Raw genomic sequence first — 23,389 nt, 5'->3', positions numbered from 1 at the left:
GAGGCGGTGTGAGATGTTCCATATTGTGCTGGTAGAACCGGAAATCCCACAGAACACCGGAAATATCGCCCGGACGTGCGCTGCTACGGGGGCGGTACTTCACCTTGTGGGCCCTCTGGGATTTTCCCTTGAAGACAGGTACCTGAAGAGAGCCGGGCTGGATTACTGGCACCTGGTGGACGTAAGGTATTACTCGAACTACAGCGAGTTTGAAGAAAAAAACCGGGGTATGCCGATGTTTTTTTTAACGACAAAAGCTGAAAAATGCTATACGGACGTAATTTACGAGCCGGGCAGCTACCTGGTGTTCGGAAAAGAAACCGCAGGCCTGCCCCTCGAACTTCTAAAGGCCAATTGGGAAAGATGCGTAAGGATACCGATGGTCGATGATGCCAGATCTTTGAACCTCTCTAATGCTGCGGCTATAGTACTTTATGAGGCCCTGAGGCAGAACAATTTTAAAGGCTTGAAAATAAAAGGCCCTTCCGGGAAATAAAATAAAATTTAACAGGCGGTGGTGGGATGCTTAAAAAAAGAGATCGAATCGCAATAGATATAACCGCCATGGCCCATGAAGGACAGGGGGTGGGGAGGGTAGACGGCCTTGCGGTATTTGTCGAAGGGGCGTTAAAGGGTGAAAGGGTTCTGGCGGTAGTGGAAAAGGTTTCAAAAAACTACGCTATAGCTCGGGCGGAGGAGATCATATCCCCGTCGCCCGATCGAATCATCCCCCGGTGTCCCCATGCTGACGAGTGCGGTGGGTGCTCTCTCCAGCACCTGTCGTATAAGGGGCAGCTGGAGTTTAAAACGCAAAAGGTTAGGGACAGCCTCGAGAGGATAGGCCGAATATACACGACAGTGTTTGATACCATCGGGATGGAAGATCCATGGAAATATAGAAATAAAGCCCAGTATCCGGTGGGGAAGAAGGACTACCGGCCCGCATTAGGATTTTACATGAAGAGGAGCCATGACCTGGTCCCCATAGAAGGTTGTCTTATCCAGCACGAACTGAGCTGGCGGGCGGCAGAGGTGGTCCGGGATTGGATGGAAAAATTCCGGGTATCGATTTACGACGAGATAAACCACAAGGGGCTTATCAGACACGTGGTGACCAGAATAGGGGCCAAAACCGGTGAAGTAATGGTGGTGCTGGTAATTAACGGAAGGGAAGTGCCTCATTTAAGGGAGCTACTCGGCGCGTTGGAGAAAAACGTAGAAGGCCTTAAAAGCGTTTATCTTAATGTTAACACGAAGAAGACAAATGTGATTATGGGCGATGAAAATATACTGGTCTACGGCGAACCTCATATTATCGACTTTATAGGAGAAATAAAATTCACCCTTTCGCCCAACTCCTTCTTCCAGGTTAACCCGGTGCAGGTGGAGGTACTTTATAAAAAAGTGATGGAATACGCCGGGCTTACGGGCGAAGAGACCGTTATCGATGCCTACTGCGGTATAGGTACAATAACTTTGTTTTTGGCCGGGAAGGCAAGGATGGTTTACGGCATCGAAGTTGTACCCCAGGCTGTAATGGATGCCAGGAATAACGCTTTATTGAACGGAATAGAAAATGTAGAATTCATTGAAGGAGCGGCTGAAGAAGTAATGCCCCAGCTGGTTGAACGGGGTATTAGAGCCGATGTAATAGTGATGGATCCGCCCAGGCGTGGGTGTGATGAAAAGCTACTGGATGCGGCCGTAAAAATGAATCCTCCCCGCATGGTATACGTATCGTGCAATCCCGCTACTCTTGCGAGAGACTTAAGGTACTTAGAAGATAGGGGATACAGGACCGAATTAGTACAACCCGTAGACATGTTCCCTTTCACACATCACGTGGAGTGCGTGGCATTGATCAAAAAGACATAGAACAAATAAAGCAGGCCAATGACCGAGAAGCGGCCGCAAGCGTCCGCTCTCGGATCACATTAGCCTGCATTGCTAACTGAAAGAGGTATGCATTTGAGGCCGGAATTAGGGGGAAATTATTTTGCAGGTTCTTCCTTATCCGCTTTCGTATCCGGTTTAACAGTGTGAATTTCCTCAGAATCTTTTTTATCTTTGCCTCCGGATTTGTGCTTGAATACTTCAAATGGGCGCATCATTTCGTGGTCTTCATGCTCGAGGATATGGCAGTGAAACGGGTATATTCCGGTAAAGTCACCGAAACGTGCTATAATCCTGGTTACATGTCCCGGTTCGGCCCTTACGGTATCTTTCCATCCTTTTTCGTTTTCATCCGGTAGGACCGGAGGACCTATAAATTTAAGGGTGCCTGTTGCTGTATATTCCTGGACATCAAAAGGCTGCCGGTTCAAAATCTGGAACTGAACCAGATGGACGTGTATAGGATGGGCAGCTGCAGCCGTGTTGATGATGTTCCATACCTCCACATTTCCCAATTTTGTTTTTATTGTGACAGGATCCGTCCATTTTTTGTTTTCAAGCATAAACATGAATCTGCCAAGCTCATCCTGTCCAACGACGATTTCAATATTCCTTTGCTTTGCCTTTTTTACCGGGAGCGGTTTTATTCTGTTCAGTATTAAAGGCAGACTGCTGTTATCCTTTACAGGAGTACCGCTTACTCTGAACTGCATAATTTCTGGAAGTGGAGGGCCGAAAGGAGGTATTTCTTCGTTAATAAGGGTAAAGGTTTGATTTTCCAGACCTGTAAAATCAACAATTACATCAGCGCGTTCGGCTGGCTGAAGCGATAGAGAGTCAAGCTTTACGGGCCTTTCCAGGAATCCTCCGTCAGTGCCTATCTGATACCATGCCGGCAAAATCCGCCCGGCTTCCCCGGAAAACCGTAATTTATAACTACGCGAATTAGATCCGTTCAATATGCGGAACCGATATTTCCTTGGCTTCACAACGAGGTAAGGCCATACCTTTCCATTAACAAGGGCATAATTTCCAAAGAACCCCGGGACAATAGACGGCTCTACTCCATTATTATTAGGAGCAGGATAAGATAATGATCCGTCGTCGTTAAAATCCTTATCCTGAATGATCAACGGAATTTCATACTCTCCTGAAGGAAGGTTCAAGCGTTCTTCACGCTCATCTCGAATCAGGTAAAGACCCACCAGGCCTGCATAGACATTAAGCCTTGTAATGCCTACGGCGTGATCATGGTACCATAGAGTAGCCGCCTGTTGCTTGTTAGGGTAATAATACAGTGCTGATTTCCCCGGAGTAAACCAATCATCAGGGAATCCGTCACTGTCAGGCCGTACGTTCAGACCATGTAGATGGACTACGGTTCGCACTTCCGGATTATCCTTAGCGCCATGAATTGTTTTGTCAATGGGTAGAAAATGTTTTTCCGGGAGCCTGTTAATCCATCTAACATAAATGGGCTGCCCCTTATAAGCTTCGATTGTCGGGCCGGGGTAGCTATTTTCATATCCCCAGACTCTTGTGTCTGGCATATCACTGTGAAGATTCTGGTAAAATTCTGTCATTTCCAATTCATAGTAAGGTATGCCGTTTTTTGTTCCTACAGGACGGATAAATTTTGGAACCGGCAACGGATCTTTAAATTTTTCAAGTTTTGGAGCCATATAATAACCCCTCCCTCCATATAGGTATAAGATCGCACGGTCAAGTTTTATCATTTCTTTGTAAAATGGTATAAAGTTTTGATTTACTTTACAGTTCATTGTATGCATGAAATTTAATACCTGCTTCTTTATTATGTTAAGTTTGTAAAATCCTCTGTATAGCCGGCAGAGCCGTTCACAATCTGTTATTCCTGTGTTGTTTTTAGATTTTTTCGTGATCATTTGTGGATTTATTGACCGTTTACAGACACAACCTTGAAGGAGATAACGTATGCTACATATAATAAAAACTTTATGGGAGGCGAGAAAATGCCCATCAGTTATAGAAGTTCTTGATCCGTAAGTATTAAAATATGCTTTTTGATAATGTATTATTAGGAATGGAGGGAGGCGGGTTCATTGTCAATATAAGAGAGGACAACGTGTTATATCCGCTTGGCCGGTGTTATTGTAAAATAAATAGTAGAAGAACCTGCATTCTGGATTTAGAGGTAGGTGGTGTAACATCAGCGAGTTTGACTTTGTTTCTACATTTTAAGTATAGGAGGGTTTAAATGCCTTTAAAGAGTTTCTTAGAGCTGGTGGAAATACGGACAAAGGCAGCAAGTATTATACCTTTTTTTCTAGGAGCCACTTACAGTGTTTACCGCTATAATAGTTTTAACCTGAAAAACTTTTTTTTAATGTTAATATCGCTGCTTTCAATTGATATGGCCACAACTGCTATAAATAACTACATTGATTATAAAAAGGCTAATGTGACCTGCGGTTATAATTATGAAAAACATAATGCTATCGTCAGTTACGGGATTAAGGAAAGTACCGTTAGATTGACAATAGTCTTATTGATACTGATAGCTATTGTTTTCGGTTTGCTACTATATCTAAATACCGATGTAGTCGTTCTGATTATAGGTGTTATATCCTTCATGGTCGGAATTTTTTATACGTTCGGACCGTTACCCATATCGAGGATGCCGTTGGGAGAGATTTTCTCGGGTTTTTTTATGGGGTTTGTCATCGTATTTCTTTCGGTGTACATTCACGTATTTGACCAGGGCATAGTGGAAATTACATTGAATCGAGATGTGCTGAGTGTAAGTGTCAATATATTAGAAGTAATTAAAATTTTTATGATTTCGGTGCCCGCTGTAAACGGCATCGCGAATATTATGCTGGCAAACAATATCTGCGATATTGAGGATGACATTAAAAATAAAAGGTATACCCTGCCTGTTTACATAGGGAAAAGTAGTGCCATCAAGCTTTTTAAATTTCTATACGGCGTAATTTATCTTTTCATTATCGTCTCGATAGGGCTGAAGATTATTCCTGTATTTTCCGCTGCGGCGATAATGACCGTTTTACCCGTATATAAAAACGTAAAAAAATTCAGTGAAAAGCAGACTAAAAAGGATACTTTTGTCTTGTCGGTTAAGAATTTTGTCCTGATAAATGCTGTTTATATTTTGACTATTATGGCCGGGTTGCAAAAATGAGTTCGACCCGGCCGTATTTTCAAATAGTGGAATTCTAAATTGTATCTTTATTATATCTGACGAGAAAGTAATTCATAAATTTTTTTGCAGCGTTGTTTATTTTTGCGTCCTTTTTTACTATAAATCCTGCATCCCAAAATGCAGTAGGTTCGTCGATGGGTATGCAGCGTATGTTATTGTATTTTTCAACATGGGTGAGCTTATCCACAAAAACGAATATCCCCTTATTTAATTCGACGAAATCGTAGGCGACTTTTAAATCATGGCTGGATTTAAAGTAAACATTCGGGGCAAATCCAGCCTTGTTGAAATGTTCCAGAATAACCCGCTGAATGCGAAATGTATCATTTAGAAGAATGAATTTTTCATTTTTGAGGTCTTCAAATTTCACGCTTTTTTTGGATGCCAGAGGATTTTTTTTGTTTACTATGGCAATGAGGTTTTCCTTTATTAAATGATAATATTTGAAATTCCTCAGATCTCTCGGTTTAACCGTTAAAGCCAAATCCAGATTGCCGTTTAATACGTTCGATTCGCAGTCTATATCAGAAAATTCTGCTATATGAATTTCTATATCATTGTATGTCTGTTCGAATTCAATTATTTCTTTGACACCCAAAATTTGTAAGGTTCCCGGGGCAAAGCCTATTTTTATCCCTACCTTTTCTTTGTTTAATTTATTGTTTACTTCAGTAATGAAGTCCTCGTAGTTTTTAACCAGAGCTTCTGCCTTCGGCAGGATATACTTACCGAGCTCGGTAAGGACGACTCCGCGGGAATTTCTGTTAAAAAGGGGTGCTCCGATTTCCCTTTCCAGATTTTTTATCCTCCTGCTCAAGGCTTGTTGGGTGATGAAAAGTTCCTTGGCAGTTTTGGTAAAACTGTTATTCTGGCACACCTTTACGAAATATTTAAGAGAAATTATATCCATATACGATCACCCTGTATTGGATGAGGTCTATAATCATGTTACACAAATTAAGGGCAAAGGGCAAGAATATTTGCAAGGGGGGCAGGCCTATAAATAAAAGGTTGTGGCTGATACAACAGTTTTGCGTTATACAAGGGGGATGAAGATAATTAAAATATTAGATGGAAAGCTAAAGTTCTCACTATAACAAACGCGCAAGAAGGGGAGGAGGAAAAAAGTGTTCGACAGTTTATTTTCCAAAGGGAAAATAGGCACGATGGAGACCAAAAATAGGATTGTCTTCACGGCTATGGGCAATGCACTGGCCAATAACGATGGAACCGTATCGGAAAGGGATATACATTTTTATGGGGCGAGGGCAAAAGGTGGAGTTGGCCTTATCATTACGGAATGCACGGTGGTTGACGAAAGGGGTAAGGGAAACACCAGGCAGATATGCGTTTACGATGATAGATTCATACCGGGCCTCAAAGCTTTGGCCGACGAAGTCCATAAATACGACGGCAAAATAGTAGTCCAAATCTATCATCCGGGAAGACAAGGGATCTCTGCTATAAACGGCAACATGCCCATGATGGCCCCCAGTGATGTGGAGTGTAAAGTGGTGCGGCAGCCGGTGCAAGCTATGACCATCGAGCAAATAGAGGAAATGGTGAATAAATTCGTAGATGCCGCAGTAAGGATCAAAAAAGCAGGTTTTGATGGAGTTGAGGTCCACGCCGCTCATGGATATTTGATAAATCAGTTTTTGAGCCCCTATACGAATAAGAGGACCGATAAATACGGCGGAAGTCTTGAAAACAGGATGAGATTCTTAGAGGAGATAGTCACCGGTATTAGGGAAAAGTGCGGCAAGGATTTTCCGCTGTTGGTCAGGTTGACTGTGGACGAGTTTTTAGGGAGGGTGGGCCTTCCGGAAGAAGGGCTTCACCTTGAAGAAAGCGTTAAAATAGCCAAAAGGCTGGAAGAGCTGGGTGTGGATGCGCTGGATATCAGCTGCGGCATATACGAGACTATGAATGTGTCCTGGGAACCTTCTTCCTTTGAACAAGGATGGAAGATACATTTGGCTGAAACCGTAAAGAAAGCAGTAAATATACCCGTCATAGGTGTTTCGGTGTTTAGGGATCCGGAATATGCCGATCGAATGATTAAAGAAGGGAAGATTGATTTTGCAGGTTCGGCAAGACAGCATTTCGCCGATCCTGAATGGTCCAATAAAGCTAGAGACGGAAGAATAGATGAAATAAGGAAGTGCATATCGTGCCTTTACTGTATGGAAACGCTTATAAACGCTGATTTAACCGGTATACCGAGTCAGTGCAGCATTAATATACAGAGCGGAAGAGAATGGGAATTGAATGAGTTTAAAGAAGATGGAGAAGGAAAGGTTGTGGCTATAATTGGCGCAGGGCCGGCGGGACTTGAAGCGGCAAGGATTCTGGCAAAGAGAAAGTATAAACCCGTGATATTTGAAAAGACGGATAAATTGGGTGGTCAGTTGCAACTTGCGAATAAGCCGCCCAAAAAGGAAAAGATCAACTGGCTTATAGATTACTTGAAAACCCAGGTAGAAAAGGCAAAGGTTGAAATAAGGTACAATGCGATACCTACCGTAGAGAGCTTGAAAGAACTCAATCCTTACGCAGTATTCATTGCGCAGGGTTCAAATCCGATAATACCAAAATCCATTCCGGGAATTGAAAGGAAAAATGTCCTGACGGCAGAGGATATACTGAGCGGGAAAGTGAAGTTGAGCAATAAAAAAGTGGCGGTCGTGGGTTCTGGAATGACCGGGTTGGAGACAGCCCATTATCTCGCTGCCGGCGGCAACGATGTCAGCGTATTCGAAATGGCTGACGAAATTGGGCCTGGACTTTACTTCCAAAATTTAATAGAAGTATTGGGGCATTTGGAATCTTTCAAAGTGAAATTATATCCAAAACACAAGCTGGTTAAGATAGACGAAGATAAAGTCGTTTTTGAAAATACCAAAACCGGAGAAAACGAGGACTATGAGTTCGATTATATTGTGCTATCTCTTGGGAGAATCCCCAATACGGGGCTTGTCGATGAAATAAAAGAAGCTTTTGACAGAGTATTTGTGCTGGGAGATGCAGAAAAAGTTGGGAAAATAAGGAACGCCATGGAATCTGGCTTTACGGCTGCCTACAACTTATGATATTATGGGAGGGATAAAAATGGTAAATTATGCAAGGTATGCCCAGCTCTGCCCGATAATCTACGGCAGAGGAACCGCAACCTTGCTGGGAGAAGAGGTTAAGAAACTCGGATGCACTAAAGTGATGGTCGTATCGGGCAAGCATGTGGCAAAAAGCGAAATCTATGAAAAGTGCAAGAAAAGTTTGTTAGATGCAGGAATAAAACTGGTCGAATTCAACGAAGTGATACCCGAGCCGCCGGATTATATCGTAAACCGGGGAGGAGAAGTAGCGAGGGCGGAAAAGGTAGATGGGATAGTGGCCATAGGCGGAGGAAGTGCCATGGATGCCGCTAAAGCGATAAATATTTTGATAAACAACCCTCCTCCCATAAACCAGTACTTCGGGAATCCTTTTTACAAGCCAGGTGTGCCGGTCGTCATGGTGGTAACCACTGCCGGAACGGGAAGCGAAAGCACCAATGTGGCCGTTATAACGGATACCGTAAATAATGTGAAAAACTCGGTGTTGGGAGCAGCTTCTTTGGGTATATTGGATCCGGAAGCGACAATTACCGTGCCCCCTGAAGCCACGGTGCATACGGGAATGGATGCCTTCGCCCATGCGGCAGAAGCTATTACGGCAAAAGTGCCCAATCCCAAATCTGAGCTTCTGGCTTCGGATGCGATAAGGAGAATAATGAAATATCTGCCCGTGGCTGTCAAAGACGGCGCAAACATCGAGGCAAGGGGCAACCTGTTGTTGGCGAGCAACTTTGCCGGTATTGCCTTCAACGATGCTCTGGTCCACTTGGGGCATGCGATCGCCCATTCTATAGGGGCAAAGTTTCACGTAACTCACGGGGTGGCGTGCGCATTGGCCCTGCCCGAGGTGATGAAGTACGCGGCGGGGATAGATGCTTCAAAAGTCAAGGTTGTCGGTGAAGCGATGGGAATATCCTTTACCGGTAGTGAAAGCGATGAAGAAATAGGAGAAATTGTAGCTGAAGCTATTAGAAAATTTATAAGAGAACTTAAGGTAAAATCCATAAGGCAACTGGGAATATCAAAAGAAGATTTAATTGATACCGTTGATATGATATTCAAAGATCCGTGTTATAATTTTGTTCCCAGGGAGCTGAACAAGCAGGAAGTTGTTGACATATTAAATAATATGTATGAGAACTATTAAATCTTCCATATTGAATTGGTTCCACCGCCTTTTACACGAATATGATCCATCCCCTGTTTCCCTCCGACCTTTTAAGCAGGTTTCGGAAGGAGATATTTCACCAGGGGGTGGATCATTTTTTTGTTGTGACAGCAGCCATTCTATTATTATTTCAGCACACCGCATCCCTCCATGAAAATATTTCAAACGTAAATATGGTGGGTTTCAATTTAAATTTGATATTGTATACAGAATTTAATAAAATTCAGCATTGACATAAATGGAAAAAGTATGATAGAATTTCAAACAATATATTTATGAATATTTTTTTATATTTATAAGGGGGGATTTTATGCTTAAAAAATTGATAGCTCTTTTACTTTCAATGTTAATAGTAGCGGGTATTTTGACGGGGTGCTCTGATACTGCTACAAAATCATCTAATGAACTGGTTTTTTCAATTACATCGGAACCGCCAAATATGGATCCTCAGTTGGCAACCGATCAGTATTCAATCATAGTAGGTAATGCGGTATTTGAAGGGTTGGTGCGCTATTACGACGGGAAAATTTATCCGGGTATGGCGGAAAAATGGGAGGTATCCGAAGATAAAAGAGTATATACCTTTTATTTAAGGGATGCCAAATGGAGCGACGGTTCCAAAGTGACGGCCTATGACTTCGAATATTCCATAAAAAGGCTTCTTGATCCGAAACTGGCTTCCGGATACGCCTATCAAGCTTATTATATTTTAAATGGAGAAGAATACAATACGGGAAAAATAAAAGATCCGAATCAGGTGGGTGTAAAGGCTCTTGATGAGAAAAACACTTCAAATCACACTTAAATCTCCTACAAAATATTTTGAAAGCCTATTGGGGTTCATATCCTTTATGCCATCAAAAAGGGATTTTGTGGAAAAGTATGGACAAAAATATGCTGCCGATGCGGATAAAATGGCCTACAACGGGCCCTTCATCATAAAAGAATGGAAGCACGAACAGGAAATTGTTCTTGAGAAGAATCCTAATTACTGGAACAAGGATAAGATAAAACTGGATACTGTCAGGATATTGATAATAACAGATCCCAACACCGCCTATCAGATGTTTGAAAACGGCGAACTCGACTTTGCTGATGTTCCGATGACAATGGTGGATAAGGTGAGAAGCGATGGCAACGGATTGACATATATGGATAGTTACGAGTATTTTATAAGATTCAATATGAAGAACGAGGATAAACCCATACTCGCCGATGAGAATTTCAGAAAAGCTATAGGTTTTGCAATCGACAGGGAAAATTATATTAGTATGGCCTTTAAGGGTGTTTCAAAACCGGCTACCAGGTACATTCCACCCACTATGTCCGGCCTCGAAAAGAAATTTGCAGAAGAATACCCCTATGAGTTTTATCCCAAAAACGCAGATGTATCAAAGGCAAAAGAACTTCTGAATGAGGCAATGAAGAAATATGGAATTACCGGTCCATCCAAGATAAATATTGAATTAATGGTTGACGATAGCTCAGGGACAAAGGATGGCGTTGAAGCAATTCAGGATATGCTTGTGAGAAATCTGGGCATAAACGTATCTATAAAAACGGTGACATTTAAAGAAAGGCTGCAAAGAATGAAAACCGGCGAATATGAGGTTATGATTACCCGCTGGGGCCCCGATTACGACGATCCGATGACTTATCTTGATTACTGGACCCTGAGCGAAGGTATGATCAACAGCGGCTGGACCGATGAAAAATATAACGAGTTATGCGAGAAGGCAAAGAATGAGATCGACTTTGCAAAGAGAAATGAAATAATGTTCGAGGCTGAAAAGTACTTGCTCGAAAAGGGCGCTGTAGTTCCCCTCTACTTCCGAGAAAAGATGTGGGTGAAGAAGGACTACGTAAAAGACCTCGTCAGAACCTTCTCGAGCGGTTCCGATCCGGATTTTATTTATGCTTCAATAGAAGGCGGAAAATAAATTATAAAGTTCCGGGAATTTTTCCCGGAACTTTCAGACTGTCGACAAAGTAACTGTCGACAGTCTTTTTTTGCAAAAGGTAGTACAAAAATCATCAGCTTTTTAGTAAAATTAAAGAAGATACAAAAATATTGTGGGGCGATGAAATGTTAACGAAGAAAAATAGAGAAATAATAAAGCAAGTAGAATTAGTAAGCATCGATAGCCTGGTGCCTCAAGACCATCTCCTTAGAGCTGTAGAAGAAAGCATCGACTTTAGTTTCATATATGAAGAAGTAAAAGACCTATATAGCGAAAATACAGGAAGACCTAGTATTGACCCGGTAGTGTTAATTAAGCTACTCATGCTCCAAGCATTGTATGGAATCCGCTCCATGCGCCAAACCATCAGAGAAGTAGAAGTCAATGTAGCTTACCGTTGGTTTTTAGGCTATGGATTACAAGAAAAAATACCTCACTTTTCAACTTTTGGAAAAAACTATGAACGGCGGTTTAAGGAAAGTGATCTATTTGAAAAGATATTCGAGCGGGTGTTGATGGAAGCAATAGAATGCGGGTTTGTTAAAACAGATGCAGTATTTATCGATGCTACTCACATAAAAGCCAGTGCCAATAAGAATAAATATATCGAGAAAGTCGCTAAGCAACGGACTCAAAAATATAAGGAAGAACTTTTAAAAGAAATCAACGCCGAACGGGAAGCAAACGGTAAAAAGCCCTTTGAAGAAGAAGATGATGATGACGATAACAACAAAGGAGAAAATAGCTCTAAAAAAGTCAGGGTAAGCACCACAGATCCTGAAAGTGGGATGTTTCAAAAAGGGGAAAAAGAGCGCTGCTTTGCCTACACAGCTTCTGTAGCCTGTGACCGGAACAACTTTGTCCTTGGTGTCAAAATAGCACCTGGAAATGTTCATGACAGCCAGGTATTCTCCGATTTATTTCAAGAAGTAAACGATAAATTTTCTAAAATAGAGGCGGTAGTGGTTGATGCAGGCTACAAAACCCCCGGGATATGCAGAGAAATCATTGAGGCAGGAGCGCTTCCCGTTATGCCCTACAAGAGGCCGATGACCAAAGATGGCTACTTTAAAAAACGCGAATACGTCTATGACGAATATTATGATTGTTACATATGCCCCAACAACCAAATATTAGAATACAGCACCACCAACCGGGCGGGATACCGGGAATATAGGAGCAACCCCCAAATATGCTGTAAATGTCCCATGCGCCTACAGTGCACCAAAAGTAAAAATTACACAAAAATCATAACTCGGCATATATGGGAGCATTACATAGAAATAGCGGAAGATATAAGACACACCCAATGGGGTAAAGAACTATACAAAATGCGCGGCCAGACCATCGAGCGGGTATTTGCCGATGCGAAGGAAAAGCATGGCATGCGCTATACAAATCTACGAGGCTTGAGGAAAGTTGGACATTACCTCACGCTTCTTTTCGCATGCATGAATTTAAAAAAGCTGGCTTTATGGAAGAAAAGACGGGGAACGTTTCCGCCAACAGTCCCCGCTTTACATTCGTTTTTCTTAAAAATTTTCTTCGCCTTCAACAAAAAGCCGCTTTTAGGTTATGCATCCTAAAAGCGGCTTTGTCTACAAGCTGAAAGTTCCGGGAATTTTTCCCGGAACTTTTTATCTTTGAATATATAAATTTTTCATCGCATACGATACCACAGCAGACCTGTTAGGTAAATTAAGTTTGCGCAGAATCTTTGATACATAATTTCTTACTGTTGCCGGCGATAAATACAGTTCACTAGCTATCTCCTTGTTGGTTTTTCCTAAAGCCAGCGCGTAAAAAACCTTTTGTTCCTGGGCCGTTAAAAGATTTAGCGGGTTTTTACCAACCTCGCTATTGGGCTTCGCAAGCAGTTCTTTAACAATTTTTGTATCGATAAATTTTCCGCCTTGGACTACTTTTGTTATTGCATATATTAGATCGGTTTTGTCGCAACTTTTAAGCAAAATAGCATCCGCCCAATCTTTAATATATGGAAATGCTATCTCCTGCTCTTCAATGTTGCAAAAAATTACAATGCTCATATTAGGATGCCGAACTTTAATCAGTTTACATGCGTCGACCTCCTTATCATCTTTCAAGTTTACCCCAATCAGAATAACATCTGTGTGTATTTCTTCTAACAAGGGGACGGCATCACATGCCGTCTTCGCCTCACCAGCATAATTTAAAAAAAAGGTGCTCTCTATTATCGCCTTGAGCCCTATACGCAAAATTGTCGTAGGTTCGATTATCATAACGTCTAGATTCTTGTCGGCAAATAAAAAAATATTGTCTTTCACTTCGGTAAGGTTCGTAAAGGCTAATTTGGTAACTATTTCGAAAAATTCTTTATTTGCAGCACTTTCACCGTCTCCTATATAATGGGCTATATACTTGCTCTTGTTATAATCGAAATAAAGTGGTGAACAATTCGTTATGTAAAGGTCGGAGGGAATTACCCTCTCTATAATCGCATCAAAATTATCCTCCTTCAACAATTGAACCGCTTCATAAAAATTTCTGCATCCTTTTACTCTATGGCCCATCTGTCTTATTTTCTTTAACATTTTAGAATTTCTCTCATTGTTGGGATCTATAAGAAGTATATTTAGCATTGCACACCCCCGTAATCGAATTAATAGTGCCTAGCATAATATAACTGCAGTTGATGTATTTCATTGAAGTCACAAAAGTACCTTATTATTAATAATCAGGAGAATCAACGGAAATTTTTTATTCAATTCGTACAACATTATCTTATGTTCAAAAAACAGCTGTAAATATTACCGCTGTCACCTTTTTATTTATGACAATACTAAAAAAGAAAGTTCGACATAATTCAATCAATAATGATAAAAGTTTTATGGGTGACTATAAAAATTGTGATGAATGATGATGAAAATTGTTACAATCCTGGCGTCCGGAAGAATTGAATTTTGTATTACTTTTAGTATATAGTATAAATGTGTATACAATAGTAAAAATTACCTATATTTTCAGGTCAATAATCCTAAAAGATCGTTGTACAAGATTAAAAAATTTGTCGAATTTTAAAAAAAGCAACACCTCTATTTTTTTTATAGTAGGGGGATTTTTATGAGACTATTTTCAAAATGGAGTTATGAAGCAAAGACAAGAGTTATAGTTTTTACGCTTGTATCGACCGCTTTTTTGGTTTATTTCGTAGAGCCGGATTCTATCATATTTTCGCCAGTTTTCTACATAATACTTATTTTTCTAACCGCTATAAGCTTTCCTAGAAAGTGGAGCTGGGCTTGCCTGCCGGTGTTTATCTTTTTATCTTTTTATATTCATTTAAAAGAGCGTTCCGGAAATCTTGCTATATATGGATCTGTGCTTTATCCGATAGTTTTTGGGCTGGTTTATACGGCGGGTTTACAGTTTAGAACAATGCTCGTTGAATTAATCAGCAGTAGTAGATTTGTTAAAAGTCAAAGTGAAGAAGTTGAACAAGTTCACACCAAAATGTTGAGTGCTTTAGTTAATGCTATTGAAGCAAAAGATGACTTTTTGTATAACCATTCGAAAAATGTTGCAGAAATCGCTCGAAAAATTGCTTGCTTTATGGGGTTGTCTTCTTCAGAAGTAAATGAAGTATATTATTCGGCCCTTCTCCATGATATCGGGAAAATCGGTGTTAGAGAATCTACACTCAACAAGAAATCACCTCTCACTGAAAGTGAATGGTACGAAATAAAAAGACACCCGATTATAGGTGCTTCAATATTGGCTCATGTTCCGCAGTTTCAGCAGCTGGCGGAGAACGTGCTTTATCACCATAAATATTTTGATGGCAATGGATATCCCGAGATAAAAGTTGAGGGTAAAAATATACCCTTGGGGGCGCGGATAATTGCGGTAGCTGATGCGTTTGACGCGATGACCTCAAATAGGGTTTATCGGAAAAAGATGACCGTTGTTGAAGCATGCAAAGAATTGAAAAGATGCGGTGGAACCCAATTTGATCCGGAGATCGTAGAAGCATTAATAGCAGTTGTTGGCAATGATTTACCGAGGGGATTGATATTTCAACAAAGTAAATACGGAAAGTGGTTTGTGTAAATTTTTCAGGTGATATCTTGATGTCGGGCGATGTTAGTCGTTACGGTCCGAAATGAAGCGACAAGTGCTCTTTAATCAAAAATATAATAGTTAATCGATTTACTGAGCCATTTTCTCCATCTTGTATTGATGATTCGGTAATCTCTAATTTTACAAAAAAAGAGAAGGTGGCTCGTAATATTTTACGGTATAAGGAGGTGAAAAAATGCAGCGGTGTATTGAATGCGCGAAAAAACATCCAGACCGTAATTGTGTGGAATGCAATAATTTTGTTCCGGCAGGTCCCCTTCGACGGGTGCCTTCGCCGCCTGTTCGGATATTACTGGAAGATGAGCATGGCAAGCAATACCCAGCTCGCATTCTAGTGTTAAGTACCAGGGAGTTTGGACTGGAAACGGAGGCTCCAATTCCGGGTCGGTATAAAATCAGGCTGCAGGAAGGCTTGTGGGTTGAGGTTGCCGGGGTACCTTTCAAAGGGAAAAATAATGTACATGTTTTTGATATCTTGTATGTCCACAGGAACCAGGAAACTGCCTTTCGTCTCAGCAAGGAGGAATATCAGTTGTTGGGAGGAAGCGCCGGTGAGCTGGTTCAGGAGATTACCAAGCGCTTGCCGGCGCACCTTCAGGACCTTGTCAGGGAAAAGCTGCTGGCTGAAGTGGAGAAATCCGAAATAATTAACGCTCTCAAGGTGGGGAAGGTTATGAAATACGAAGGGGGACGCTTTCGCTACCTTTCAGGTCAAGCTGACCTGGCCCTGCCCATGGAAGAAGCGGAAAAGCTGATGCGTCAGGCTATCCGTCAAGCAGAACACCGGCGCGAATTAATCGTCAGCGAAGATGGGAAAAGGGTGTTTGACCTCCACGGCGTGCCTTTCGACCACAAGAGCGGAGGACTGCTGGCTTTTGACATAACCGAGGTGATTGAAAAGGAGAGAAAGATGTACCGGCGGGAGATGCAGGCTTACCGGGAGGCTATAGCGGCGGTGACAGGGGGCCGGCTGAACCTCGCGAATGGTGAAGAGATTGAGAGAGTGGTATCGGAAGGGACAGAATTGGTCAAGGGTGAGGTACGGCAGACCCATGATATTCCTGAAGCCCGCCGGATAATACAAAAATTTTTGCCTTCTATTGACAGGCGCAGGTGGCACGCGATCGCCCTGTGCCTGTCAGAGGCGCTGACTAACGCTCTGAAACATGCGGGGGGCGGGTGCTGGCAAGCCAGACAGGCAGGGGATACCGTCAGGGTTATTGTTCGGGACAGAGGTCCGGGAATAAAAAAAAGCGAGTTGGCCCGGGCCACACTGATGCAACATTATTCAACCAAGAATTCCCTGGGGTGTGGATTTACCCTGATGCTCTACTATGCGGACTACCTCCACCTCAATACTGGACCGTCGGGTACCACCCTAGCCATGGACTTTTGCGTTGTACCTGCGATAAGTTAAGACCGGACAAGATCAATAAAGAAGGTGATTTGATTGTTGAAAGTGGGAGTTTTTGTTGCCCGGGGAGTATGCCGGGTAGTGTTGAACGGTGAATTGGACGTAGAAACAGTAGCGCAATTTAAAGAAGTTGTTGGGAAAATTAGGGAATGCACCTTGGAGGTGGACATGTCAGGTGTTTCTTTCATTGATTCTACCGGTTTGAAAAGTTTACTGGACATTAACAACGAATGGCGACAAAAGGGAGGCAAGATGCTGATTTTGAGGCCGCAACCCGATGTGGCGGAGGTGATGCGGCTGGTAGGGCTTGACAGGCTCCTGGAGCAAAGCACCGCTCCAGCCGGAGAAGAGAGGGAGGAATAAAATGATAGAAGTGATTACAGGAAATGAGAAAATATTAAGTGCTTATGGATTGGAAGGTAGTGGCTGCAGCCTGCCAGCCGGCCAGGTCGGGGGAGATTTTTTTGATTTTATTTCCTGCGATAATAGAACCGTGTTTGCTGTTATTGGAGATGTTATGGGGAAAGGATTCCATGCGGCCAGACTGATGGAAACAATCCGCTATATGCTCCTGGAGTGTATCAGGATTAATCCGAATCCTCTTGAAGTCGTTCGCAGGTTAAACAAGGTGGGAGGGTATGAACTGCGGAAATACGGGGCCTTCGCTTCGCTATGCCTACTGTGTTACGACGGTATAACAGGACGCCTCTCATGTGTTAATGCAGGGCACCACCCTCCCCTTCTTCTATCCGGTGGCGAGGTGAAAGTTGCCCGTTGCAGGGGAGTCGCCTTGGGCCTTTTGGAAGATTACCTTGGGTCAGGAGTAGAGGAATTTTTTCTTTCTGCCGGAGATGCGGTGGTGCTGTATACCGATGGACTTGTGGAAGCCTGTGGGCCGGGGGAACAAAGGTACGGGCAGAAACGATTGAGAGAGATAGTAAGTCTTCACCATGGCGCTGAGGCGGACAGGATAAGAAAAAATATTTTATCTGACCTGGAGACATTTACCAGCGGTTTTCCTCAAAAGGATGACGTAACACTGGTTGTCATAAAAGTGACGGAAAAGGCGGGTGAAAGGATTGGAGATTAGAGTCCGGCAGCAGAAAGGAATGGCAATCCTGGAGGTGGAAGGCGAACTGGACTTTAGCAACGTGGATCAGTTACAACAGGAAATTCAGCGTCGGCCGGAGGGAGTGGTGGAGATAGACCTGCAGGGACTTAGGTTCATAGATTCTTCCGGGGCGGGAATGCTTCTGAACCAGGCCAGACACTTTTTCAGTAAGGGGCGCACCCTGAAAATTGTTAATATCCCGGATCTTATTCGAGAAGACCTGGAAGTGATAGGTTTTTTTCAGGTGATGGAAGCATTGAAGGCAAATCCCAACGCTTAGGCGGGAGGTGTGTTCGTGAATGAAGGAGGAAATTGCCCGGGATGCCCTAATAGCAACAGCCGATATATTGAACAAAGCTTTTTTGAAAGGAGAAGCGGTGGGGCCGTATGCTTTGGTTAAACAGGGGTGCCTGATTGTCCGGCACAGACCGGAGGGACCTTACCCGGTGGTGGTGCCTTGTCCGGGAGTGAGGTTTATTATTAACGGCCGGGAGTGCACTCAACCCATCCCCGTATCCAGTAAAGACACGGTGCAGTTGGAGACGGTGAAGGAGATGAGAAAAGGGGAATGGTCTGTGACCGTTTCTTCCGATGGCCTACAAGCGATTTTGAGAGTACGCCCTACAGTAGAACTTTACCGGGAATTACCGGATCTCCCGCCAGCCAGGATACTGCAGTTATCGGTAGTGGAGCGGGAAGAACTACATCCCCCGCTTACATGGGATGAACTATTGCAGGAGTTATCCCGTCTGGGAATTAATTATGGAATCGACTGGGAAGCATGCTTCAGAGCCGTTACATCCTGCGATGAAGAAGAGGTGGTTGTTGCAAGAGGTATTCCCGCAGAGCCGGGAAAAGACGGACGGGTAGAATTGCTTTTTCCCCTTAATCCCAAGGTGCCGGTAGTGGCGAAAGAAGACAAAGCGGTGGATTTCCGGAAACGCTTTGTTTTTACTTCGGTGGAGGCGGGAGAAATCCTTGCTGTCAAACACCCTCCGGAGCAGGGACGCCCTGGCACCAGCGTCAAGGGTGAGGTGATTTTGCCGCCGTCGCCACGTGATTTTATCCTTTCTGCAGGTGAGGGAGCGGTGCTTACCGGGGATGGTGAACGGGTTATAGCGGCCCGCTCTGGACGTCCCGCTGTCTCCCGCTGGGGCAACTTGGTAAAGGTGAGCGTATTACCTGAGTTGGTACATAATGGTGATGTAGACCTTGCCTCAGGTAACATTGTCTTCAAAGGAGATGTCTTAATTACCGGAAATGTGACGGAGAGGATGGTGGTCGAGGCCGACGGAAATGTAAGGGTGGGAGGCTTGGTCTCCGGTGCGAGGGTTCAAGCTGCTGGGTCCATCCTTATCAGCGGGAATATCCTATCTTCGGTAATAATCGCAGGAAGAGTTCCTACTCATCTACAGCGGATGTTGCCGCAGGTTCATGCTTTGGCGGTCGGGCTTCAAGAGATGACAATGGCTATCCGGCAGTTGCTGGGACACCCGGCCTTCAAGCAAGGCGATCTTAAAGGCGGTATCGGCCCCCTGGTAAAGTTATTGTTGGAGGGAAAGTTTAGCCATCTTCCTGCTGCTGCCGGTACCTTTAGAAAGCAGGTTGAAACAATGCCACTGGGAATGGCCGCTGAAGGCCTGGAAGAGTTTGTCCGGGAAGTCGAACGTGTGCTGGTTCGTTCCCCGCTGGCTGTGCGGGACCTCCAGGAGATCGAAACATTGGCGGCACGAGCTGGGGAATGGGAACAGGCCTTTGCTTTTACCCCATCTACTGAAAGTGATGTGGAAGCGTCAAGCGTACACAATTCTACAGTAATAGCTACCGGCGATGTCCGGGTGGTGGGCAGTGGGTGTTATATTTCCCGGATAGAGGCCGGTAAGAAAGTCACCGTATCCGGGGTATTTCGCGGTGGCGAAATACACGCCGGCGGGGATGTGCATGTGGGAGAGCTGGGGGCCAAAAGCGGGGCCGCCACCAGGGTAGTGACTGGCCCTAAAGCCGTAGTTACCGTGGGACATGCCTTTGAGAACGCTTTAATACTGATAGGTGGACGGGCATACCGCTTTAATAAGGAAGAAAAAAATGTCCGGTTATTGTTGGATAAAGATGGGAATCTGAGGTCCTATAGTATGGCAACAACATCATAATATAACCCCAGAACAGTTACATAAAAATTGAGGACGGCCCTACCGGGCCGTCTCAGACTGTCGACAAAGTAACTGTCGACAGTCTTTTTTTGCAAAAGCTAGTACAAAAATCATCAGCTTTTTAGTAAAATTAAAGAAGATACAAAAATATTGTGGGGCGATGAAATGTTAACGAAGAAAAATCGAGAAATAATAGAGCAGGTAGAATTAGTAAGCATCGATAGCTTAGTACCTCAAGACCATCTCCTTAGGGCAGTAGAAGAAAGCATCGACTTTAATTTCATTTATGATGAAGTAAAAGACCTATATAGCGAAAATACAGGAAGACCTAGTATTGACCCGGTAGTGTTAATTAAGCTACTCATGCTCCAAGCATTGTATGGAATCCGCTCCATGCGCCAAACCATCAGAGAAGTAGAAGTCAATGTAGCTTACCGTTGGTTTTTAGGCTATGGATTACAAGAAAAAATACCTCACTTTTCAACTTTTGGAAAAAACTATGAACGGCGGTTTAAGGAAAGTGATCTATTTGAAAAGATATTCGAGCGGGTGTTGATGGAAGCAATAGAATGCGGGTTTGTTAAAACAGATGCAGTATTTATCGATGCTACTCACATAAAAGCCAGTGCCAATAAGAATAAATATATCGAGAAAGTCGCTAAGCAACGGACTCAAAAATATAAGGAAGAACTTTTAAAAGAAATCAACGCCGAACGGGAAGCAAACGGTAAAAAGCCCTTTGAAGAAGAAGATGATGATGACGATAACAACAAAGGAGAAAATAGCTCTAAAAAAGTCAGGGTAAGCACCACAGATCCTGAAAGTGGGATGTTTCAAAAAGGGGAAAAAGAGCGCTGCTTTGCCTACACAGCTTCTGTAGCCTGTGACCGGAACAACTTTGTCCTTGGTGTCAAAATAGCACCTGGAAATGTTCATGACAGCCAGGTATTCTCCGATTTATTTCAAGAAGTAAACGATAAATTTTCTAAAATAGAGGCGGTAGTGGTTGATGCAGGCTACAAAACCCCCGGGATATGCAGAGAAATCATTGAGGCAGGAGCGCTTCCCGTTATGCCCTACAAGAGGCCGATGACCAAAGATGGTTACTTTAAAAAACGCGAATACGTCTATGACGAATATTATGATTGTTACATATGCCCCAACAACCAAATATTAGAATACAGCACCACCAACCGGGCGGGATACCGGGAATATAGGAGCAACCCCCAAATATGCTGTAAATGTCCCATGCGCCTACAGTGCACCAAAAGTAAAAATTACACAAAAATCATAACTCGGCATATATGGGAGCATTACATAGAAATAGCGGAAGATATAAGACACACCCAATGGGGTAAAGAACTATACAAAATGCGCGGCCAGACCATCGAGCGGGTATTTGCCGATGCGAAGGAAAAGCATGGCATGCGCTATACAAATCTACGAGGCTTGAGGAAAGTTGGACATTACCTCACGCTTCTTTTCGCATGCATGAATTTAAAAAAGCTGGCTTTATGGAAGAAAAGACGGGGAACGTTTCCGCCAACAGTCCCCGCTTTACATTCGTTTTTCTTAAAAATTTTCTTCGCCTTCAACAAAAAGCCGCTTTTAGGTTATGCATCCTAAAAGCGGCTTTGTCTACAAGCTGGGACGGCCCTACCGGGCCGTCTTCAGTGTTTGTGGCCAGCTTAACTGCGCTAGGTGATCGGGATGTTCTCTGGCCTTAAGCCGGTTCATTTTTTAAATAAATCACCGATCCGTTATTGTAAAAAATAACGCTTAAATGAACGTTCATCAAATCAATCAACCGCATAAAATTGTCGCCGGTAAAATCATCAAAAAAGTAGGTACAGATTCCAACAACCGGCAGCTTTCTAAGGGCATTATCCAGCGAACTTTCAAATTCAATAAGGTTATGAAAATGTCCTCCGAAGGACAGCGGGTTAGGGGAAGCTGAACCCCACATAGTCTTATATCCTAATTCTAAAGTTTTTCTTGCCTCCTCCGACCATATCTGAACCGGTCCATTTTTCCCTGAACGATTATAATAATCAGTCAGGTCGATAATGGTAAGGATATTTCTTGCTTCAAGCTCCTCAATAGGTAGCCCTCTAATAGACAGTTCCCTTCTGACGTCATCGGGTTTTTGACACCAGCACCCTTTAAACAATCTAAATCCTCTGGATAATCCCTTTTTAAAAAACTCTGCCTCAAGATCAAAAAGATCGTTTGTGTCGCGGGTAACCGCCAAAACGTGGCCGCGATGAGGGCCGATTTTATCCCAAAAACGCTGCCCTCTGATACTGGTGGTATTGGTTTCATTTAGTTTTGACGCAAGGATTTCTTTTCTTATGCGCCACTCTTTGCCTAGTTTGACTCCGGGGAGCTTTCCGGCTCTTAGCCATCTATAAATTGTATTGGGAGTTGTTCGAAGAATTTTTGATACCTCTTCTACAGTTAGCAATTCTTCGTTCATATTAACCACTGCTTCACTTATTAGTAATAATTAATTATTTGTAATAAGATGATACAACAAAGTATTAAAAATATCAAGCAAAATATATGTTTCATCAATTATACAAAGTTATACAATGATAATAAAATATATACTATATTATATATTGACATACAATATAATGAGATTTAAAATAAAATTAGATTAATAATATGCTTTCAAACATTTTTATACTTTCAGTAATTCTATAACATTTTTTTTTGCAAAAATTTACATAAGGAGCTGTCTCTTTTTGATAGCTCGAATCATTGCTAAAATCAAACTATTAGAAAATAGATTTAATGATTTGTCGGGACAAAAAACTGGTTATTTAATAGTTGCCATGTCAGGAAGTTTTCTCGGTATTTGTTTAATAACTTATTTGGGATTTCGATTTGAAACAGCCCTGATTTTTCCGCCTTTAGCTAGTTCTACAGTAGTATTATTTGAGTCTCCGGTTTCCTTGTCAAAAGTAAAATGTGTTGTGGGAGGGCAATTAATATCTGCTATTGTAGGGGTAACTGTTTCCCGGTTTTTGGGAGTGACCTGGTGGAGTATTGCTATTGCTGTAACTCTAGCATTTTATTTAATGATTCTCACTGATACATTGCATCCTCCTGGAGGCTCAACGGCGTTCGTGGCTGTTTTATCGAATCATTCTTATGGATTTGTGATCATGCCGGTATTACTCGGAGTGGGACTCCTGATATTGGTGGCTTTGGTGATTCATGTAATTTTAATAAATATAAGGAGGAATTGAA

The 23,389-nt window shown here is 42.7% G+C and carries 20 protein-coding genes; 16 read left to right on the top strand and 4 right to left on the bottom strand.

Annotated features, from left to right (window positions below):
• Nucleotides 1-13 precede the first annotated feature (13 nt).
• Both trmL and rlmD read left to right on the top strand, forming a co-directional pair.
• A complete protein-coding gene (gene trmL / locus TOCE_RS07815; RefSeq protein ID WP_013276326.1) occupies nucleotides 14-496 on the top strand; it encodes a tRNA (uridine(34)/cytosine(34)/5-carboxymethylaminomethyluridine(34)-2'-O)-methyltransferase TrmL in 483 nt (160 codons plus the stop codon).
• A 26-nt stretch (nucleotides 497-522) separates the two neighbouring features.
• Complete coding sequence (rlmD, locus tag TOCE_RS07810) at nucleotides 523-1,875, top strand: 23S rRNA (uracil(1939)-C(5))-methyltransferase RlmD (RefSeq protein ID WP_013276325.1); 1,353 nt, start codon at nucleotides 523-525, stop codon at nucleotides 1,873-1,875.
• Nucleotides 1,876-1,991: 116 nt separating this feature from the next.
• Here rlmD and TOCE_RS07805 read toward each other — a convergent pair whose 3' ends face one another.
• Nucleotides 1,992-3,575, bottom strand: a complete 1,584-nt coding sequence (locus TOCE_RS07805; protein WP_148218471.1) for a multicopper oxidase family protein — start codon at nucleotides 3,573-3,575, stop codon at nucleotides 1,992-1,994.
• Nucleotides 3,576-4,129: 554 nt separating this feature from the next.
• On the opposite strand from TOCE_RS07805, the gene menA reads away from it, so the two are divergent.
• Nucleotides 4,130-5,074, top strand: coding sequence for a 1,4-dihydroxy-2-naphthoate polyprenyltransferase (gene menA / locus TOCE_RS07800; RefSeq protein ID WP_013276323.1), 945 nt, complete (start codon nucleotides 4,130-4,132; stop codon nucleotides 5,072-5,074).
• Between the two features lie 34 nt (nucleotides 5,075-5,108).
• Here menA and TOCE_RS07795 read toward each other — a convergent pair whose 3' ends face one another.
• Entirely contained in the window at nucleotides 5,109-6,005 is an 897-nt protein-coding gene (locus tag TOCE_RS07795; protein ID WP_013276322.1) for a LysR family transcriptional regulator, read from the bottom strand.
• 217 nt (nucleotides 6,006-6,222) lie between these two features.
• Between TOCE_RS07795 and TOCE_RS07790 the strand changes: the two genes are divergently transcribed.
• The 5 genes from TOCE_RS07790 (at nucleotide 6,223) to TOCE_RS07775 (ending at nucleotide 12,926) form a co-directional block, all read left to right on the top strand.
• Nucleotides 6,223-8,187: an oxidoreductase gene (locus tag TOCE_RS07790; RefSeq protein WP_013276321.1), complete on the top strand. Its 1,965-nt coding sequence runs from the start codon at nucleotides 6,223-6,225 to the stop codon at nucleotides 8,185-8,187.
• Nucleotides 8,188-8,206: 19 nt separating this feature from the next.
• The gene (locus TOCE_RS07785; RefSeq protein ID WP_013276320.1) at nucleotides 8,207-9,358 is read left to right on the top strand and encodes an iron-containing alcohol dehydrogenase; all 1,152 of its coding nucleotides are present in this window, start codon (nucleotides 8,207-8,209) and stop codon (nucleotides 9,356-9,358) included.
• Nucleotides 9,359-9,689: 331 nt separating this feature from the next.
• Complete coding sequence (locus TOCE_RS12625; protein WP_245523118.1) at nucleotides 9,690-10,184, top strand: peptide ABC transporter substrate-binding protein; 495 nt, start codon at nucleotides 9,690-9,692, stop codon at nucleotides 10,182-10,184.
• The gene (locus TOCE_RS07780; protein WP_245523180.1) at nucleotides 10,156-11,319 is read left to right on the top strand and encodes a peptide ABC transporter substrate-binding protein; all 1,164 of its coding nucleotides are present in this window, start codon (nucleotides 10,156-10,158) and stop codon (nucleotides 11,317-11,319) included. Before TOCE_RS12625 ends, TOCE_RS07780 begins: the two co-directional genes overlap by 29 nt.
• A 146-nt stretch (nucleotides 11,320-11,465) precedes the next feature.
• A complete protein-coding gene (locus TOCE_RS07775; protein ID WP_425358461.1) occupies nucleotides 11,466-12,926 on the top strand; it encodes an IS1182 family transposase in 1,461 nt (486 codons plus the stop codon).
• A 51-nt stretch (nucleotides 12,927-12,977) separates the two neighbouring features.
• On the opposite strand, the gene TOCE_RS12780 is transcribed toward TOCE_RS07775, so the two are convergent.
• Nucleotides 12,978-13,961: a response regulator transcription factor gene (locus tag TOCE_RS12780; protein ID WP_013276319.1), complete on the bottom strand. Its 984-nt coding sequence runs from the start codon at nucleotides 13,959-13,961 to the stop codon at nucleotides 12,978-12,980.
• A gap of 481 nt (nucleotides 13,962-14,442) precedes the next feature.
• On the opposite strand from TOCE_RS12780, the gene TOCE_RS11675 reads away from it, so the two are divergent.
• The 7 genes from TOCE_RS11675 (at nucleotide 14,443) to TOCE_RS07735 (ending at nucleotide 21,760) form a co-directional block, all read left to right on the top strand.
• Nucleotides 14,443-15,429, top strand: coding sequence for an HD-GYP domain-containing protein (locus TOCE_RS11675; protein ID WP_013276318.1), 987 nt, complete (start codon nucleotides 14,443-14,445; stop codon nucleotides 15,427-15,429).
• A 562-nt stretch (nucleotides 15,430-15,991) separates the two neighbouring features.
• Nucleotides 15,992-16,876, top strand: coding sequence for an ATP-binding protein (locus tag TOCE_RS07760; protein WP_223156804.1), 885 nt, complete (start codon nucleotides 15,992-15,994; stop codon nucleotides 16,874-16,876).
• A 42-nt stretch (nucleotides 16,877-16,918) separates the two neighbouring features.
• Nucleotides 16,919-17,236 carry an STAS domain-containing protein gene (locus TOCE_RS07755; protein WP_245523178.1) on the top strand — a complete coding sequence of 106 codons (318 nt, stop codon included), beginning with the start codon at nucleotides 16,919-16,921 and terminating at the stop codon, nucleotides 17,234-17,236.
• A 1-nt stretch (nucleotide 17,237) separates the two neighbouring features.
• Complete coding sequence (locus tag TOCE_RS07750; protein ID WP_013276315.1) at nucleotides 17,238-17,963, top strand: PP2C family protein-serine/threonine phosphatase; 726 nt, start codon at nucleotides 17,238-17,240, stop codon at nucleotides 17,961-17,963.
• Entirely contained in the window at nucleotides 17,944-18,264 is a 321-nt protein-coding gene (locus tag TOCE_RS07745) for an STAS domain-containing protein (RefSeq protein ID WP_049817913.1), read from the top strand. Before TOCE_RS07750 ends, TOCE_RS07745 begins: the two co-directional genes overlap by 20 nt.
• Nucleotides 18,265-18,283: 19 nt before the next feature.
• A complete protein-coding gene (locus TOCE_RS07740) occupies nucleotides 18,284-20,134 on the top strand; it encodes a flagellar assembly protein A (protein WP_013276313.1) in 1,851 nt (616 codons plus the stop codon).
• Between the two features lie 165 nt (nucleotides 20,135-20,299).
• Entirely contained in the window at nucleotides 20,300-21,760 is a 1,461-nt protein-coding gene (locus tag TOCE_RS07735) for an IS1182 family transposase (RefSeq protein ID WP_425358462.1), read from the top strand.
• 97 nt (nucleotides 21,761-21,857) lie between these two features.
• Here TOCE_RS07735 and TOCE_RS07730 read toward each other — a convergent pair whose 3' ends face one another.
• Nucleotides 21,858-22,610, bottom strand: coding sequence for an MEDS domain-containing protein (locus TOCE_RS07730; protein WP_013276312.1), 753 nt, complete (start codon nucleotides 22,608-22,610; stop codon nucleotides 21,858-21,860).
• Nucleotides 22,611-22,881: 271 nt separating this feature from the next.
• On the opposite strand from TOCE_RS07730, the gene TOCE_RS07725 reads away from it, so the two are divergent.
• Nucleotides 22,882-23,388, top strand: coding sequence for an HPP family protein (locus TOCE_RS07725; RefSeq protein ID WP_013276311.1), 507 nt, complete (start codon nucleotides 22,882-22,884; stop codon nucleotides 23,386-23,388).
• Nucleotide 23,389 lies beyond the last annotated feature (1 nt).

The sequence above is a fragment of the Thermosediminibacter oceani DSM 16646 genome, assembly GCF_000144645.1.
In the GTDB taxonomy this organism is placed as follows: Bacteria; Bacillota; Thermosediminibacteria; order Thermosediminibacterales; family Thermosediminibacteraceae; genus Thermosediminibacter; species Thermosediminibacter oceani.
This window is presented reverse-complemented; position numbering and strand designations above follow the sequence as displayed.